The sequence below is a fragment of the Ezakiella sp. genome, assembly GCF_034180565.1.
Classification (GTDB): domain Bacteria; phylum Bacillota; class Clostridia; order Tissierellales; family Peptoniphilaceae; genus Ezakiella.
This window is the reverse complement of the sequence record NZ_JAXFOB010000024.1, coordinates 1-14583: the sequence shown is the minus strand read 5'-3', so window position 1 is coordinate 14583 and position 14583 is coordinate 1. Positions and strand designations below refer to the sequence as shown.

The following is a 14583-nucleotide window of genomic DNA, read 5'->3' as shown; positions in this document are numbered from 1 at the left end:
GGAAGGGCCATCGCTCAACGGATAAAAGCTACCCTGGGGATAACAGGCTTATCTCCCCCAAGAGTTCACATCGACGGGGAGGTTTGGCACCTCGATGTCGGCTCGTCTCATCCTGGGGCTGAAGTAGGTCCCAAGGGTTGGACTGTTCGTCCATTAAAGAGGCACGCGAGCTGGGTTCAGAACGTCGTGAGACAGTTCGGTCCCTATCCGTCGCGGGCGTAGGAAATTTGAAAGGAGCTATCCTTAGTACGAGAGGACCGGGATGGACAAACCAATGGTGCACGTGTTGTCACGCCAGTGGCATAGCACGGAAGCTACGTTTGGAAAGGATAAGAGCTGAAGGCATCTAAGCACGAAGCCCCCCTTAAGATAAGATTTCCCATCGAAAGAATAAGGCAACTTGAAGACTACGAGTTAGATAGGCATGAGGTATAAGAGTAGTAATACTTTAAGCTAACATGTACTAATGAGCCGAAGACTTGACCAATAAATTTTTAGGAAACGTTAGATATTTAGTTTAAGGTTAGCGCGGTTTTAATAGAGCAAGGGAACCACCTGTACCCATGCCGAACACAGAAGTTAAGCCTTGCATCGCTGAAGGTACTCGGAGGGCGACCTCCCGGGAGATTAAGACGAAGCCGCACAGCTTTTGAGAAGATTTTATATCTTCTCTTTTTTTATACATAAGATAATATGTTATTATATTTTAAGTCGATTTGCATTAAATTTTTGGTAGTGATATACTAAAAGTAGAAATATTAATATACATTTGCGCGCTAGGGTTTTATGAAAGAAGGTAGTGTTATGAGGAGAAGAGTATTTTTGGTTGCGGTAGTCGCTATCTTGATTTGTTTTTCATCCGTAGTTTTTGCGGGAGGAAAAGTGGATTTGTTTTCAGAGGCGGAGAGATATGAAGATGCAATCAAGGAGTTTAAGAAGCTAAGAACTTTTTCGGAGAAGAAATTGGCAAAACTTGCAAATATGGAACTTTCAAAATTTAAGGAGTTCAGAAGGATAAAAAAAGACGATGAAATTCATGCTGTGACTCCGAGTGTTTTCAAAGTTATGGTATGTCCGAAATGTAAAGCCGCAAGTATGAAATACATCGGCGAAAAGCATTTGGAGTATATATGTTTGGGAGAACAAAGAGCGTGCACAGAAAAGGCGTACGGCACAGATTTAAAGTTTTCACGGACGTGTCAAAACTATGCAAGATGTGAAAAGTGTTTATACACATATTCTGCGCAGTGGGAAGAAATAAAGTGGGACTGTCACGGATTTAATAATTAGTTTTTAATTTTTCGCGTGAGGTATATTATTATATGTTAAAAAAGACGATTAGGTGTTTAATCGTCTTTTTTGTTTTATATGAATTGGGAATAAAATCATGTGAATTATGTTTTTATATTTACAATAATTTTATGTTATTTATTAATATTATATTATGTAATTGTAACCGATATTAACCTTGTTTGACTTTTAGCTGTTTAATGGCTATAATATATATTAGGGGGGATTGACTATGTTTAAGATTGGAGATAAGGTAAGCTACCCGATGCATGGTGCGGGGACTATTACAGACATCAGTATCGAGACTTTTTTAGGGGAAGAGAAGAAGTATTATACTATTAGTATTCCTGTCGGTTCGGTACAAGTCAAGGTTCCGGTGGACAACGCGGAGGAACTTGGGCTTCGAGATATTGTGAAGAATGATATGAAAGAAGATATCATAGAAACTCTTGAAGGAAAGAGGACAAAGATGCCTTCAAGCTGGACTCAAAGAAACAGGATGAATATAAATAAGCTTAAGACAGGCGACATTATCGAGGTTGCATCAGTCGTAAGAAATCTTATGCTTCTTTCGAAGAAGAAAAATTTGGCGAGCGGCGACAGAAAGATGCTCACAAATGCTACAAATTTACTTTTGTCGGAGCTTATTATGAGTTTTGATATTGATGAAGATGAAGCGATGAGAAGAATTAATCATTATGTCTTCGAAAGTCGCGAAGAAGAAACGGGGGATGGTATTATTGAATAAGGTTGCCAGGGGAATATTAAAATTTTTATTCTCCGCTATAGGCGGTGCAATTGGATTTACCGTTATGAAGTTTGTGTCCGTGTTTATAATTGAATCACTCGGACCTTTTTCATTGGGAACTATTTATGTATTTTACGCAGTTGCTACACTTTTATTTGCAATTATTTTTTATTTATTATACGGTAGCTTGGAGCGTTTTGTCATAAAGGTTGTAAATTCAATTGACAATGATATAAAGAAACTGGGCGTTTTTGATTTTTTGGTTGGAGTTGTCGGACTTGTTGTCGGACTTTTAATTTCTGCGCTTATCGGCGTTTTGGTTTCCAAAATCGAAATTCCTTTAGTAACTACGATTGTTACAATTTTTGTTTATGTTATTGTCGTTGCGACAAGTATGTCTATTTTTATAAGGAGAAAGGAAGAGTTTCGAAGAATTTTTGATTCTCTTCGAAATAAGCCGCAAAATACGAATGAGGTGGAGGTAAGAAACAAGGCGTTACTCCAAAATTCCAATATTTCCGGAAGTCTAAAAGTTGTGGACACGTCGGTTATTATTGACGGACGAATTTTGGACATTATGGGAACAGGATTTATTGAAGGAGAACTTATTATTCCGAGTTTTGTTTTATCGGAACTGCAATATATTGCGGACTCCGAAGATGCGGAGAGAAGAAACAGGGGAAGACGCGGACTCGATATGTTAAATGAGCTTCAGGTAAAATATCCTGACAATATTGAAGTTATGGAATATGAAAAGCCGGAAAAAATGCCAGTGGATCTTACACTTTTACAGATGGCGGACGAGCTTGGCGGCGTGGTTCTTACAAACGATTATAATTTGAATAAAGTTGCAAAGGTAAAGGGCATAAAGGTTTTAAATATAAATGATTTGGCAAATGCCGTAAAGCCGGTGGTTTTACCGGGAGAAAATATGACGGTAAAGATTACGGGTATCGGCACTGAAGAAGGTCAGGGCGTTGCTTATTTAAACGACGGCACGATGATTGTCGTTGAAAAGGCGTCTAAACTCGTTGGAGAAGTTGTTGAGGTTTCGGTTCAATCGGTACTTCAAACTTCTGCGGGAAGACTAATTTTTGCAAAGGTAAAAAATGATAGATAATATGAAAGTGACCGCAATTATTGCGGCGGCGGGTTCAAGCAACAGAATGAAGTCGTCTATAAACAAAACATTTATAAAGATCGACGGACTTCCGGTTATAATGCACACAATTGACAAATTTGAGCGTTCGAACTATGTCGATGAGATTGTTGTTGCGGCAAGAAAAGATGATATTGAATATTTAAAAACAGAAATTCTTCCGCTCGGCGACACTTCGAAAGTCATCGGAGTTGTCGAAGGCGGAGATACGAGACAGCAAACTATTGCGAACTGCCTTGAATTTTTGCCGGATGACACGGATATAGTTTTGACTCACGACGGCGCAAGGCCATTTGTTCACGTCGAAACTATAGACGGTGCGCTTGATGACGTTTTAATTAACAGGGCGGTAGTTGTCGGGGTTCCCGTCAAGGACACAATAAAAAGTGTGAACGATGACGGAAAAAACATCGTGCATATCACGCCGAAAAGAAGTTTGCTTTGGGCGGCACAAAGTCCGCAAGTATTTTTTGCTGAGGATTTGAGACGCGCCTATTATTATTGTGAACTTGAAGGAATAGAGGGCACGGACGATTCGTCACTTGTTGAAAAACTTGGAATAGACGTGCATATGTTTCTTGGAACATACGACAATATAAAGCTCACAACGCCGGAAGATTTGGTTTTGGCGAAGCTTTTTATAGATAATGGAGAAGTTAAATGAGAATTGGACACGGATATGATATTCATATATTCGATGAAGACAGGCCTCTTTACATTGGAGGCATAAAGATTAGAGATAACAACGGGCTTTTGGGTCACTCTGATGCAGATGTTTTGATTCATGCAATTATGGACAGCTTGCTTGGAGCGGCGGGATTAAGAGACATCGGATATTATTTTCCGGACACGGATGATAAATACAAAGGTGTGGATTCAAAAGTTCTTTTAAAGGAAGTTATGAGAATGATTTCAGATGAAGGCTTTAAAATTGCTAATATTGATGCAACGGTAGTTATGGAAAAGCCGAAACTTAAAGATTATATAATGCCGATAAGAGAAAAACTTGCAGAAGTTATGGGAATAAGCCTTTCTTCGATTAATGTGAAAGCGACTACAAATGAGAAGCAGGACGCTGTCGGAGAGGGAAAAGCTGTAGAAGTTTTTTCGGTGGCACTCATTGAGGAGGTAATATAATGGCGTGCGGAGGAAATAATGCACCGCTTCAAAAGTGGGAAAATAATTTATCAAATATAAAAAAAGTCATCGCTGTGACATCGGGAAAGGGTGGCGTTGGAAAAAGCGTTACCACAAGTCTTTTGGCGACAACACTAAATAAAAAGGGATACAAAGTCGGAGTGCTCGACTGCGACTTGACCGGTCCATCGATTCCGGAAATTTTTGGGATTGAGGAAAAAGTCTACGGCTCGGAAGAAGAAATTTTTCCGAACAAAACCGGAGAAGGAATAAAAGTCATGAGCATAAATCTTATGCTCCCAAACAAAACGGACCCTGTAATTTGGCGCGGACCGATTTTATCGAATATTTTAAGCGATTTTTGGACAAAGATGAATTGGGGAGATTTGGATTTTCTTCTTCTCGACATGCCGCCGGGAACAGGGGATGTTCCGCTTACAATTTATCAACACTATCCGGTGGACGGCGTTGTAGTTGTTTCAACTCCATCGAAAATGGCGTCTATTGCAGTTTTAAAAGCGTATGAAATGGCACTTAGACTAAATCAAAATGTGCTTGGTGAAATTGAAAATATGAGTTACTATGAATGCAAAGAATGCGGGCACAGAGAATATCTTTTCGGAGAGAAAGAGCCAATAGAAAATCTCGAGCTTTTGGGACAAGTTCCATTCGACCCGGAACTCGGAAAATTTATTGACGAAGGAAAAATAGAAGACACATATGTGATGGCTTATGATGAAATCGTCTCAAAAATAAAAGAAAAATTAAATATCGATTAAATATATGTTTAAAATGATAAAAAATGGATATATATAAGGTGACATTGTTTTTTTCATTTTTTTATCTCCTTTTATTTAGCGCTTATGCGCATAAAGGAAAAAGCATCTGTAAGATTATTACAGGTGCTTTTATTTTGCTTAAAAATATGAATGACTTTGTACGAGCAAGGCTTATGTCTTGACTAATATTTTAAAAACGTGCATAATATATTTATAGAGCGATATAATGTTTGAAAAAAACGTGCTTGCTCGCGGTTTATATAATTATGGTTTCGATGTTTATGCATTTTATGCAATAAAAAACGTCGCAATCATAAGATTGCAACGCAATGGTTGGTGCGCCATCAGGGATTCGAACCCTGGGCACCTTGATTAAGAGTCAAGTGCTCTACCAACTGAGCTAATGGCACGTGTTTCATTCAACATTATTTATTGTAACATATTAATTTTTAAAATGCAAGTGTTTTTTGCAAAATTTTTAAAAATTTTTAATTTTTTTGGAGGTTATTATGGATTTAAAATCTAAGGTAGTTGAAAGACTTGTAAAATACGCAAAAGTCTACACAACGTCGGATGAAGAAAGCGAAACTATACCAAGCACAAAGAGACAATTCGATTTGGCACACATGCTCGTCGAGGAACTTAAATCGATGGGGCTTGAAGCTGAAGTTGACGAACACGGATATGTTTATTCGGAGCTCAAGGGAAATGTCGAAGGCGAACCGACTGTCGGGCTTATCGCACATATGGATACGGCTCCTGATATGAGCGGCGAAAATGTAAATCCAAGACTCGTTGAAAATTATGACGGCGGAGATATAAAACTGGACAGCGAAGGAAAGTATGTTTTAAGTCCAAAAGATTTTCCGGAGCTTAAAAATAAAAAAGGAAAGACTTTGATTGTTACGGACGGCACAACTCTTTTGGGCTCGGACGACAAGTCGGGGATTGCTGAAATTTTGACAGCTGTTGAATATTTGTTGGCAAATCCTGATATAAAGAGGAGAAATTTAAAAATCGGTTTTACTCCGGATGAAGAAGTCGGAAGAGGCGCAGATATGTTTGATGTTAAAAAGTTCGGTGCCGATTTTGCATTTACAATTGACGGCGGAGATTTGGGTGGACTTGAATACGAAAACTTCAACGCATCAAATGCTAAAGTTACAATTGAAGGAAGAAATGTTCACCCGGGCAGTGCAAAGGGCAAGATGAAAAATTCGGTTATTTTTGCATATGAACTTTTCTCCATGCTTCCTGTTTTTGATAGACCTGAAAACACTGAAGATTCGGAAGGTTTTATTCATTTAAACAGCATTGAAGGAAATGTGGACAAGACTGTTATGAGTTTTATTATAAGAGACTTCGACAAGTCTTCCTTTGAAAAGAAGAAGGAAATTATGAGAAAGTCTTGTGAGTTTATCGAATCTAAACACGATTGCAAGGTAATTTTAGATATGAACGACAGCTACTACAATATGAGAGAAAAAATTGAAGAAGACATGAGACCTGTTGAACTCGCAATGGCTGCGATGAAAGATGCGGGCGTAGAACCTGTTGTTACAAAGGTAAGAGGTGGCACGGACGGCGCACGACTATCTTATATGGGTCTTCCTTGTCCGAATGTCTTCACAGGCGGATACAATTTCCATGGACGTTATGAATATGCGGTGACGGAAGAAATGGAAAAAGCAGTAGAGACTATAATTAACATTGCAAAAGTTAAGTAAAGTTCTTTCGATTTTAATTTTAATAATTTTTCTCGCCGGGTGTAAACCGGAAGAAAAATTTATTGACGACGGGATTGTCACAAAAAACAAGGTGAATGTGGTTGATATAAGCGATGAGATTCCATATTCGAGAAATATTTTAAAGGTTGTTGAAAATGGGATAGACGGAGTGTTTAATCCGCTCTATGCAATTTCGGATGCGGACAAGACAATAAGTTTTTTGCAGTTTTTGCCGATCATTTTTAAAAACAGGGATTTAACTTATACCACAAACAATTCTCTCGCGGTGGATTTTAAAAATATAAATGGAAATTTAAGAATTAGGCTAAGAGACATTGATTGGTGGGATAAAACGCCGGTCACATCAGAGGATGTGCTATTTTCTTTAAAAATTCTTCTCGACAAAAATTACACCGGAGTTGAGAGAAGCAGTCTTTTATTTAATATAAAAGGAGCTTGGGATTTTTATAATAACAAGAGCGATGAAATAAGCGGTTTTAAAATTTTAGATGAAAAAAGTTTTCTTATTGCTCTTGAAAATCCGAACATTGAAATGGACTCTGCATTTAATTTCAGACCGATTTCAAAAGCGTATTACGGAAGTGTGCCATTTTCTGAAATTCGAAAGCTTGACGACAAGCCGATGGGAAACGGCGCTTATGAAATATATAATTATGAGAAACTGAATTTCTGCAATCTTCGCTCAAAGGCGGATTTTTATTACAATACTCCTGCAATAAAAAATATTTTTATTCGCGAGGAGACTCTTAGCGATAAAAAGTCAGATCTTTATAACGGCGAGGCGGACATTATCGACATATACGGAAACAATGAAATTCGTTTTGATGAGACCATTCGTGACAACTACAATATGTTCACAGTTTACGAAAACAATTCTACACTTCTTATGAATGTTCCGTCGGGGGACTTGGTCGACCCGACGATAAGGAAGTTTATTTTCTCGATTATCGATGAGGAAGATTTTGCGACGGAAAGATATAAGCTTTTAAAATACGACGTTGGAATAGTGAGTCTGTCGAACAGGTTTTACAGTAAAATTGAACTTCCGTATCAAGACGTCAATCCGAATTTGAACAATATCGACGGAACGCTTTTTATAAATGGAAAGCCTTTTAAAATAACACTTCTTTATTCGAATGTTGGACTAAATGATTTTGTGGCGACGAGAATTGAGGAAAAATTAAAGTCTGTCGGTATTTCCGTAAACAAGGCGGTCCGAACGCCTGAGGAGATAAAGAGAGACATCAGCGCAATGAGAGAAGAGATGGCTAATGTCATTTATATTTCCAACTTTGAAAACGGAGACGTTCCGGACTTCGGGCTTTTGTATGCAGGCTCCGAATTCATGGGTGCGCCGCAGGAAAACAGATTTAAGATGTATGTAGATTCGATGGAACCTATGAATTACAGAAAAAGAATTGAAAGATATAGAAGATTTTCGGAAGATTTAATTGAAAATGCGTGGGTTCGCGGCATCGGTTCGCCGATTGCGAGAACTTATATAAGAACAAATTTAAGATATGTATTCAACTCGGAAAACCTCAGTTGGTATGAGGGGGACGTTTGGAATATAAGCATTCAATAAAAAGGATGTCTGACTTCATCAGACATCCTTTTTTTAACAAAAATACCCTCTCGAATTTGAGAGGGCATATTTTAAAATATCATTTTTTCTTCGATGAAATCTTTTATTTCATCAATTTTTATTCTCTTTTGCTCCATTGTGTCGCGGTCTCTTATTGTGACCGTTTCGTCTTCCAATGTGTCGAAGTCGACAGTTACACAGTAAGGAGTTCCGATTTCATCTTCTCTTCTGTATCTCTTTCCGATTGAGCCTTTTTCATCGAAATCACATGAGAAATATTTTATGAGTTCCGAATAAACTTCATCAGCTTTGTCGGTGAGTTTCTTTGTCAAAGGAAGAATTGCAACTTTGTATGGCGCAAGTGCAGGGTGGAATTTCATTACAACTCTGGTTGTGCCGTCTTCCAAAGTTTCTTCTCTGTATGCATCGGCAAGGAATGCCAATGTGACTCTGTCGCAGCCGAGAGAAGGTTCAACAACATACGGAATATATTTTTCGTTTGTTTGCGGGTCGAGATAGTTTAAATCAGATTTTGCATAATCCATATGCTTTGTAAGGTCGTAGTCTGTTCTGTTTGCAATGCCCCAAAGTTCGCCCCATCCGAACGGGAATTTGTATTCGATGTCGGTTGTTGCCTTTGAGTAGAACGAAAGCTCTTCTTTTTCGTGGTCTCTAAGTCTCATCATTTCTTCGCGCATGCCTAGTTTTAAGAGCCATTCTTTACAGAAGTTTCTCCAATATTCGAACCAATCGTCGTCTTCGCCCGGTTTTACAAAAAATTCAAGTTCCATTTGTTCGAACTCACGAGTTCTGAATGTGAAGTTTCCGGGAGTAATTTCGTTTCTAAAGCTCTTTCCGATTTGAGCGATTCCGAAAGGCACTTGTTTTCTCGAAGTTCTTTGAACATTTTTGAAGTTTATAAAAATGCCTTGCGCAGTTTCCGGTCTCAAATAAATTTCGGCTGTGTTGTCTTCGGTGACACCTTGGAATGTTTTAAACATCAAGTTAAATTGTCGGATATCTGTGTAGTCAAGCTTGCCACAGTTCGGACAAACTATATTTTTTTCTTTTATATAATTTAAAAGTTCTTCGTTTGACCAGCCGTCAGGGTTCACACCTTCGATGTCTTCTTTGTTGCAATAGTCTTCGATTAATTTGTCGGCTCTGAAACGCGATTTACATGCTTTGCAGTCGATGAGCGGGTCGGAGAATGAACTCAAGTGTCCGCTTGCTCTCCAAACGTCAGGGTTCATAAGTATTGCCGAATCTACGCCGACATTGTACTTGGATTCTTGTACAAATTTTTGCCACCATGCTTTTTTTACATTATTTTTAAGTAATACACCAACAGGGCCGTAGTCCCAAGTGTTTGATAATCCGCCGTAAAGTTCGCTTCCTGCAAAAATAAATCCTCTTGATTTTGCAAGAGCTACTAATGTTTCCATATTTTCTAACATATTTCACCTCTTATAATATTTAAATTATACCAAATGTAAGGATTTTTATCAAGTTTAGAAATGAATAACAAGCGCTTTTTATGGGTACTTATATCAAAGAGGTGATAATTTGGAAAATTATTTTAGAATAACGGGCATGCATTGCGCATCTTGCCAAACGAGAATTGAAAAAGTTCTCTCGAGGACTGACGGGGTTTACGAAGTTAATGTAAATCTTGCTACGGGTAAGATGAGAATAAAATATGACGAAAACAAACTTGATTCTAAGAAGATCGAGGACAAGGTTAAGTCAATAGGATTCGGCGCGGAGCTTGAACGTGAAAGAAATACTGATAAAGACAAAAAATTGAAAGAAAAGGAATTTGCTTCAATTAAGAGAAAATTTATTCTTTCTGCAATTCTGACATTGCCGCTATTTTCTATAATGTTTTTTCATATGGCGGGCATTCGTGTCTTTTGGGACAAACCGGAAATACAATTTGCTCTTGCGACGATAGTTCAGTTTTACGTGGGATTCACTTTTTATGTGGGGGCATACAAATCCATAAAATCAAAAGCAATGAATATGGACGTGCTCGTAGTAATGGGTACTTCTGCCGCATATTTTTACAGTATTTACAACTGGTACATCGGACATGACCATTTTTATTTTGAAAGCTCGGCAATGATTATAACGCTTGTGCTTTTGGGAAAAATGCTTGAATTAAGAGCTAAGTCGAAAACCGGAGAAGCGCTTATGAAACTCATGGACTTGGCTCCGAAAGAAGTTACGGTAATTGTTGACGGCAATACTTTTAAGAAAAGCGCAAAAGATGTAAAACTCGGAGATGTTCTTCTTGTAAGACCGGGCGAAAATATTTCGGGAGACGGAGATATCGTACAGGGAAAGACATCTGTCGATGAATCTATGCTTACGGGGGAATCGATTCCGGTTGATAAAAATGTGGGTGACAAAGTATACCAAGGCACTCTAAATTTGAACGGCTCAATAGAGGTTAAAGTCACAACGGACATGACGGAAACGGGGCTTTCGAAAATCATAAGAATGGTCGAAGAGGCGCAAAATCAAAAGGCGCCGGTCCAAAGACTTGCGGACAAAGTTGCATCGGTTTTTGTGCCGACTGTAATCGGCATTGCGATTTTGACATTTATACTGCACAGAGTTTTTGGAAGTGATGTTGAAAAGTCGCTCATATCGGCTGTGTCGGTTTTGGTCATAGCGTGTCCGTGTTCGCTTGGACTTGCGACCCCGACGGCTATAATGGTCGGAACCGGAAAGGCTGCGAACGAGGGCATTTTAATAAGGGATGCGAAAGCACTCGAAAATGCTGAGAAACTCACTGCGGTTGCGCTCGATAAGACCGGCACAATCACAAAGGGAAGACCCGACGTGGTTGATATGATAAATATAAGAGGCGACAAGAGCATCAATAACTCGATTTTGTACTCGATGGAAATCAAGAGCGAACATCCTATTGCAATGGCGATTGTGGATTATTTTCATGACAATCCTCCGAAAAAAATAAACGGCTCGTTTATAAATATCGAAGGGCGAGGAGTGGGATTTAAAATTCTTGACAAAAATTATTATGCACTCAGCATAAAAAGTATTGAGGAGTTGGGAATTGACATTGATGCGGAAATTCGCGAGAATATGAGACCCGAAGCGACGTATGTCGGACTTGTTGAAGATAAGGAGCTGAACATGCTTGTCGGACTTGTCGATGAAATCAAAGAAGATTCAAAAGAATCTATCAGATTTTTACACGACATTGGATTAAAAACCGTTATGATTACGGGAGACAACGAAAAAGTAGCTCAAAAAATTGCGGGTTCGGCGGGAATCGACAAATATTATGCGGAAGTTTTGCCTGAAGAAAAGGTTCTAAAGGTTAAGGAACTTATGGAAACGGAAGTTGTCGGCATGGTCGGGGACGGAATAAACGATGCACCGGCTCTTGCAACGGCTGATATCGGCTTTGCGATGGGTACCGGCACCGATATTGCAATTGACTCGGGCGATATAACCCTTGTCGGCGGCAGTTTAAAATCGGTCGGAAGGGCTATAGATATTTCAAAAAAGACTATGAAGACTATAAAACAAAATCTGTTTTGGGCGTTTTTCTACAATGTTGTCGGAATTCCAATCGCGGCAATAGGCATTCTAAACCCTATGATTGCAGGAGCTGCGATGGCATTTAGCAGTGTGAGCGTTGTTACAAACAGCCTGAGACTAAAGAACAAGTAGTTTTAAACGAACGAATTTTATGTTATAATGTAAATATGATAGACAATTGAGGAGGTTATTATGTTAATAAAAATAAATGGAATGAGCTGTAACAACTGCAAAAAGTCAGTTGAAGAAGCGATAAAAAATGTGAAGGGCGTAAAAAAGTACAATGTGAGTTTGGAAGACGGATGTGCTGAAGTTGAAGGCGATTTCAACATAACGGAACTCAAACAGGCAATTGAAAATATAGGATTTGACGCGGAATAGGTGAGAATATGAAGATCGAAATTTTTTCTGATTTTATGTGCCCGTACTGCTATATCGGTTTGAAATCTCTTGAAAAAGCGATTGAAAAAACGGGAGTCAAACCTGAAATTGAATTTCTTTCGTTTGAATTAAATCCTGATATCAAGTCGGAGCACAAAAAATTGATGGACACAATAAAAGAAAAGCACAATTTGAACGACTATGAAGTTAAGGGCACGATGAACAGAATCGTGAAATATGCAAAAGAAGAAGGACTCGACTACAATATGGAAGATGCGATATCGGCAAATACACATCTTGCTCATCTTGCTATGAAATATGTCGCGACTTTAAAGAAGGAATACGAATTTGAAGAGCTTCTTATGAAAGCTGCGTTCATCGAAGGAAAGGACGTCGGCGACATCGAAGTCATAAATAAAATTGCAGAAAAATTGGGCGTAGATGTTGATGAAATGCTTGAATTTATAGATATGGATTCGACAAAAGCATTGGTCTTGGACGACAAGCACAAGGCGGAAGCACTCGGTGTAAAAGTTATTCCGACATATAGAATCGACGAAGACAGAATGATTGAAGGAACTCTTGAAACCGATGAATGGATTGAGATTTTAAAAGGCGAAAAATAGAGAGAAAATAAATTTTATGAAGAAGAAATGTTTTGAGCAAATTCATAATTTTGCTTGACATTTCTTTTTTCTTGTGTTAAAATAAACTGTATGTGGTCGAAAGACCTATTCATAGGAAAACGATCCGCAGATAAAAGGAAAAGGAGGAAATAAAATGCCAACAATTAATCAGTTGATTAAACAAGGTAGAAAGGATGTTAAGAAGAAAAAGAAGACACCGGCACTCGGTTACAACTTCAATACTCTTCAAAAAAGAAACACACCTGTAAATTCACCACAAAAACGTGGAGTTTGTGTTGCAGTTAGAACTGTTACACCTAAAAAACCTAACTCAGCTTTGAGAAAAGTTGCACGTGTACGTTTGACAAACGGAGCAGAAGTTATTGCTTATATTCCGGGAATCGGACACAACCTTCAAGAACACTCTGTTGTTCTTTTGAGAGGCGGACGTGTTAGGGACTTGCCGGGTGTTCGTTACCACATCATCCGTGGAACACTTGATGCTGCCGGAGTAGAAGGCAGACAACAAGCTCGTTCAAAATACGGCGCAAAACACGCTAAAAAGAAATAGATAGAAAAGTCTAACTCATATCCTTTTATCAAGGGATGTGATAGACGTACTAACGGCGTGGGAAAAAATTTCCACGAGTACCAAAGAATTAATATTTATTAAGGAGGGAAGAGAAGTGTCACGTAAAGGTCACATTCCAAAGAGAGTTGTACTACCGGATCCAGTATATGATGACGTGGTAGTAGCAAAACTCATAAACAACGTAATGCTAGACGGTAAAAAGGGAACAGCCCAAAAAATCGTTTACGATGCATTTGATTATGTAAAAGAAAAGACTGGTGAAGACCCATTAGAGGTATTTCACAAAGCATTAAACAACATCATGCCTGTACTTGAAGTTAAAGCAAGAAGAATTGGTGGGGCAACATACCAAGTTCCTATGGAAGTTCGTCCTGAAAGAAGACAAACTTTAGGTCTTAGATGGCTCACTCTTTATTCAAGAAAGAGAAGCGAAAGAACCATGGTCGAAAGACTTGCCAAGGAAATTCTTGATGCTGCAAACGAACAAGGCGGCTCAGTTAAAAAACGTGAAGATGTTCACAAAATGGCTGAAGCTAATAAGGCATTTGCTCATTTTAGATACTAGGAGGTATTATGGCGAGATCGCTTGAAAAACTTAGAAATATAGGAATCATGGCGCATATTGACGCTGGTAAGACCACCACAACTGAAAGAATCTTGTACTATACAGGTAAAATTCATAAAATTGGTGAAACCCATGAAGGCGCTGCTCAAATGGACTGGATGGCTCAAGAACAAGAAAGAGGTATCACAATCACATCAGCAGCTACAACAGCTTTCTGGCATGATTACCAACTAAATATTATCGACACCCCGGGCCACGTTGACTTCTCCTATGAAGTTTCCCGTTCGCTGGCTGCCTGTGAAGGTGCATTGCTGGTGGTCGACGCCGGGCAGGGCGTAGAAGCGCAAACCCTGGCAAACTGCTACACCGCCATGGAAATGGATCTCGAAGTGGTGCCGGT

Annotated in this window: 15 protein-coding genes, 1 tRNA gene and 2 rRNA genes; 16 read left to right on the top strand and 2 right to left on the bottom strand. The window is 38.9% G+C overall.

Features of this window, described 5'->3' with window-relative positions; genetic code table 11:
* The 8 genes from SPI61_RS05435 to SPI61_RS05400 form a co-directional block, all read left to right on the top strand.
* Positions 1-487, top strand: a 23S ribosomal RNA gene (locus tag SPI61_RS05435); the annotation flags it as partial.
* Between the two features lie 40 nt (positions 488-527).
* A 5S ribosomal RNA gene (gene rrf / locus SPI61_RS05430) occupies positions 528-644 on the top strand.
* 160 nt (positions 645-804) lie between these two features.
* Positions 805-1290, top strand: a complete 486-nt coding sequence (locus SPI61_RS05425; protein ID WP_321137106.1) for a hypothetical protein — start codon at positions 805-807, stop codon at positions 1288-1290.
* A gap of 232 nt (positions 1291-1522) precedes the next feature.
* Positions 1523-2038 (top strand): CarD family transcriptional regulator, encoded by a 516-nt coding sequence (locus SPI61_RS05420; RefSeq protein WP_321137105.1) that lies wholly within the window; start codon positions 1523-1525, stop codon positions 2036-2038.
* A complete protein-coding gene (locus SPI61_RS05415) occupies positions 2031-3158 on the top strand; it encodes a PIN/TRAM domain-containing protein (protein ID WP_321137104.1) in 1128 nt (375 codons plus the stop codon). The genes SPI61_RS05420 and SPI61_RS05415 overlap by 8 nt, the downstream gene beginning before the upstream one ends.
* Complete coding sequence (gene ispD / locus SPI61_RS05410; RefSeq protein WP_321137103.1) at positions 3148-3861, top strand: 2-C-methyl-D-erythritol 4-phosphate cytidylyltransferase; 714 nt, start codon at positions 3148-3150, stop codon at positions 3859-3861. The genes SPI61_RS05415 and ispD overlap by 11 nt, the downstream gene beginning before the upstream one ends.
* Positions 3858-4334: a 2-C-methyl-D-erythritol 2,4-cyclodiphosphate synthase gene (ispF, locus tag SPI61_RS05405; protein WP_321137102.1), complete on the top strand. Its 477-nt coding sequence runs from the start codon at positions 3858-3860 to the stop codon at positions 4332-4334. The genes ispD and ispF overlap by 4 nt, the downstream gene beginning before the upstream one ends.
* Positions 4334-5113: an Mrp/NBP35 family ATP-binding protein gene (locus SPI61_RS05400; protein WP_321137101.1), complete on the top strand. Its 780-nt coding sequence runs from the start codon at positions 4334-4336 to the stop codon at positions 5111-5113. The genes ispF and SPI61_RS05400 overlap by 1 nt, the downstream gene beginning before the upstream one ends.
* Positions 5114-5447: 334 nt before the next feature.
* On the opposite strand, the gene SPI61_RS05395 is transcribed toward SPI61_RS05400, so the two are convergent.
* A tRNA-Lys gene (locus SPI61_RS05395) sits at positions 5448-5523 on the bottom strand.
* Positions 5524-5622: 99 nt separating this feature from the next.
* On the opposite strand from SPI61_RS05395, the gene pepT reads away from it, so the two are divergent.
* Complete coding sequence (gene pepT, locus SPI61_RS05390; RefSeq protein WP_321137100.1) at positions 5623-6840, top strand: peptidase T; 1218 nt, start codon at positions 5623-5625, stop codon at positions 6838-6840.
* Positions 6824-8446 carry an ABC transporter substrate-binding protein gene (locus SPI61_RS05385; RefSeq protein WP_321137099.1) on the top strand — a complete coding sequence of 541 codons (1623 nt, stop codon included), beginning with the start codon at positions 6824-6826 and terminating at the stop codon, positions 8444-8446. Before pepT ends, SPI61_RS05385 begins: the two co-directional genes overlap by 17 nt.
* 71 nt (positions 8447-8517) lie before the next feature.
* On the opposite strand, the gene SPI61_RS05380 is transcribed toward SPI61_RS05385, so the two are convergent.
* The gene (locus SPI61_RS05380) at positions 8518-9903 is read right to left on the bottom strand and encodes a glycine--tRNA ligase (RefSeq protein ID WP_321137098.1); all 1386 of its coding nucleotides are present in this window, start codon (positions 9901-9903) and stop codon (positions 8518-8520) included.
* A gap of 109 nt (positions 9904-10012) precedes the next feature.
* Here SPI61_RS05380 and SPI61_RS05375 point away from each other — a divergent pair, with 109 nt between their 5' ends.
* From SPI61_RS05375 to SPI61_RS05350, 6 genes are all read left to right on the top strand, one after another.
* Positions 10013-12151 (top strand): heavy metal translocating P-type ATPase, encoded by a 2139-nt coding sequence (locus SPI61_RS05375; protein WP_321137097.1) that lies wholly within the window; start codon positions 10013-10015, stop codon positions 12149-12151.
* 60 nt (positions 12152-12211) lie between these two features.
* Positions 12212-12400 (top strand): heavy metal-associated domain-containing protein, encoded by a 189-nt coding sequence (locus tag SPI61_RS05370; RefSeq protein ID WP_321137096.1) that lies wholly within the window; start codon positions 12212-12214, stop codon positions 12398-12400.
* An 8-nt stretch (positions 12401-12408) separates the two neighbouring features.
* Entirely contained in the window at positions 12409-13026 is a 618-nt protein-coding gene (locus SPI61_RS05365) for a DsbA family oxidoreductase (RefSeq protein ID WP_321137095.1), read from the top strand.
* Positions 13027-13180: 154 nt separating this feature from the next.
* Complete coding sequence (gene rpsL, locus SPI61_RS05360) at positions 13181-13597, top strand: 30S ribosomal protein S12 (RefSeq protein ID WP_116480597.1); 417 nt, start codon at positions 13181-13183, stop codon at positions 13595-13597.
* A gap of 115 nt (positions 13598-13712) precedes the next feature.
* Positions 13713-14183 carry a 30S ribosomal protein S7 gene (gene rpsG, locus SPI61_RS05355; protein ID WP_321137094.1) on the top strand — a complete coding sequence of 157 codons (471 nt, stop codon included), beginning with the start codon at positions 13713-13715 and terminating at the stop codon, positions 14181-14183.
* A gap of 8 nt (positions 14184-14191) precedes the next feature.
* Positions 14192-14583, top strand: a 392-nt coding sequence (locus SPI61_RS05350; RefSeq protein WP_321137093.1) for a GTP-binding protein, incomplete at its 3' end; no start/stop codon positions are given.

Excerpts from the sequence above, each read along its gene's own strand:
- SPI61_RS05425 (WP_321137106.1), top strand. The coding sequence starts at position 805 with ATGAGGAGAAGAGTATTTTTGGTTGCGGTAGTCGCTATCTTGATTTGT.
- SPI61_RS05420 (WP_321137105.1), top strand. The coding sequence starts at position 1,523 with ATGTTTAAGATTGGAGATAAGGTAAGCTACCCGATGCATGGTGCGGGG.
- ispD (WP_321137103.1), top strand. The coding sequence starts at position 3,148 with ATGATAGATAATATGAAAGTGACCGCAATTATTGCGGCGGCGGGTTCA.
- ispF (WP_321137102.1), top strand. The coding sequence starts at position 3,858 with ATGAGAATTGGACACGGATATGATATTCATATATTCGATGAAGACAGG.
- SPI61_RS05400 (WP_321137101.1), top strand. The coding sequence starts at position 4,334 with ATGGCGTGCGGAGGAAATAATGCACCGCTTCAAAAGTGGGAAAATAAT.
- pepT (WP_321137100.1), top strand. The coding sequence starts at position 5,623 with ATGGATTTAAAATCTAAGGTAGTTGAAAGACTTGTAAAATACGCAAAA.
- SPI61_RS05380 (WP_321137098.1), bottom strand. The coding sequence starts at position 9,903 with ATGTTAGAAAATATGGAAACATTAGTAGCTCTTGCAAAATCAAGAGGA.
- SPI61_RS05370 (WP_321137096.1), top strand. The coding sequence starts at position 12,212 with ATGTTAATAAAAATAAATGGAATGAGCTGTAACAACTGCAAAAAGTCA.
- SPI61_RS05365 (WP_321137095.1), top strand. The coding sequence starts at position 12,409 with ATGAAGATCGAAATTTTTTCTGATTTTATGTGCCCGTACTGCTATATC.
- rpsL (WP_116480597.1), top strand. The coding sequence starts at position 13,181 with ATGCCAACAATTAATCAGTTGATTAAACAAGGTAGAAAGGATGTTAAG.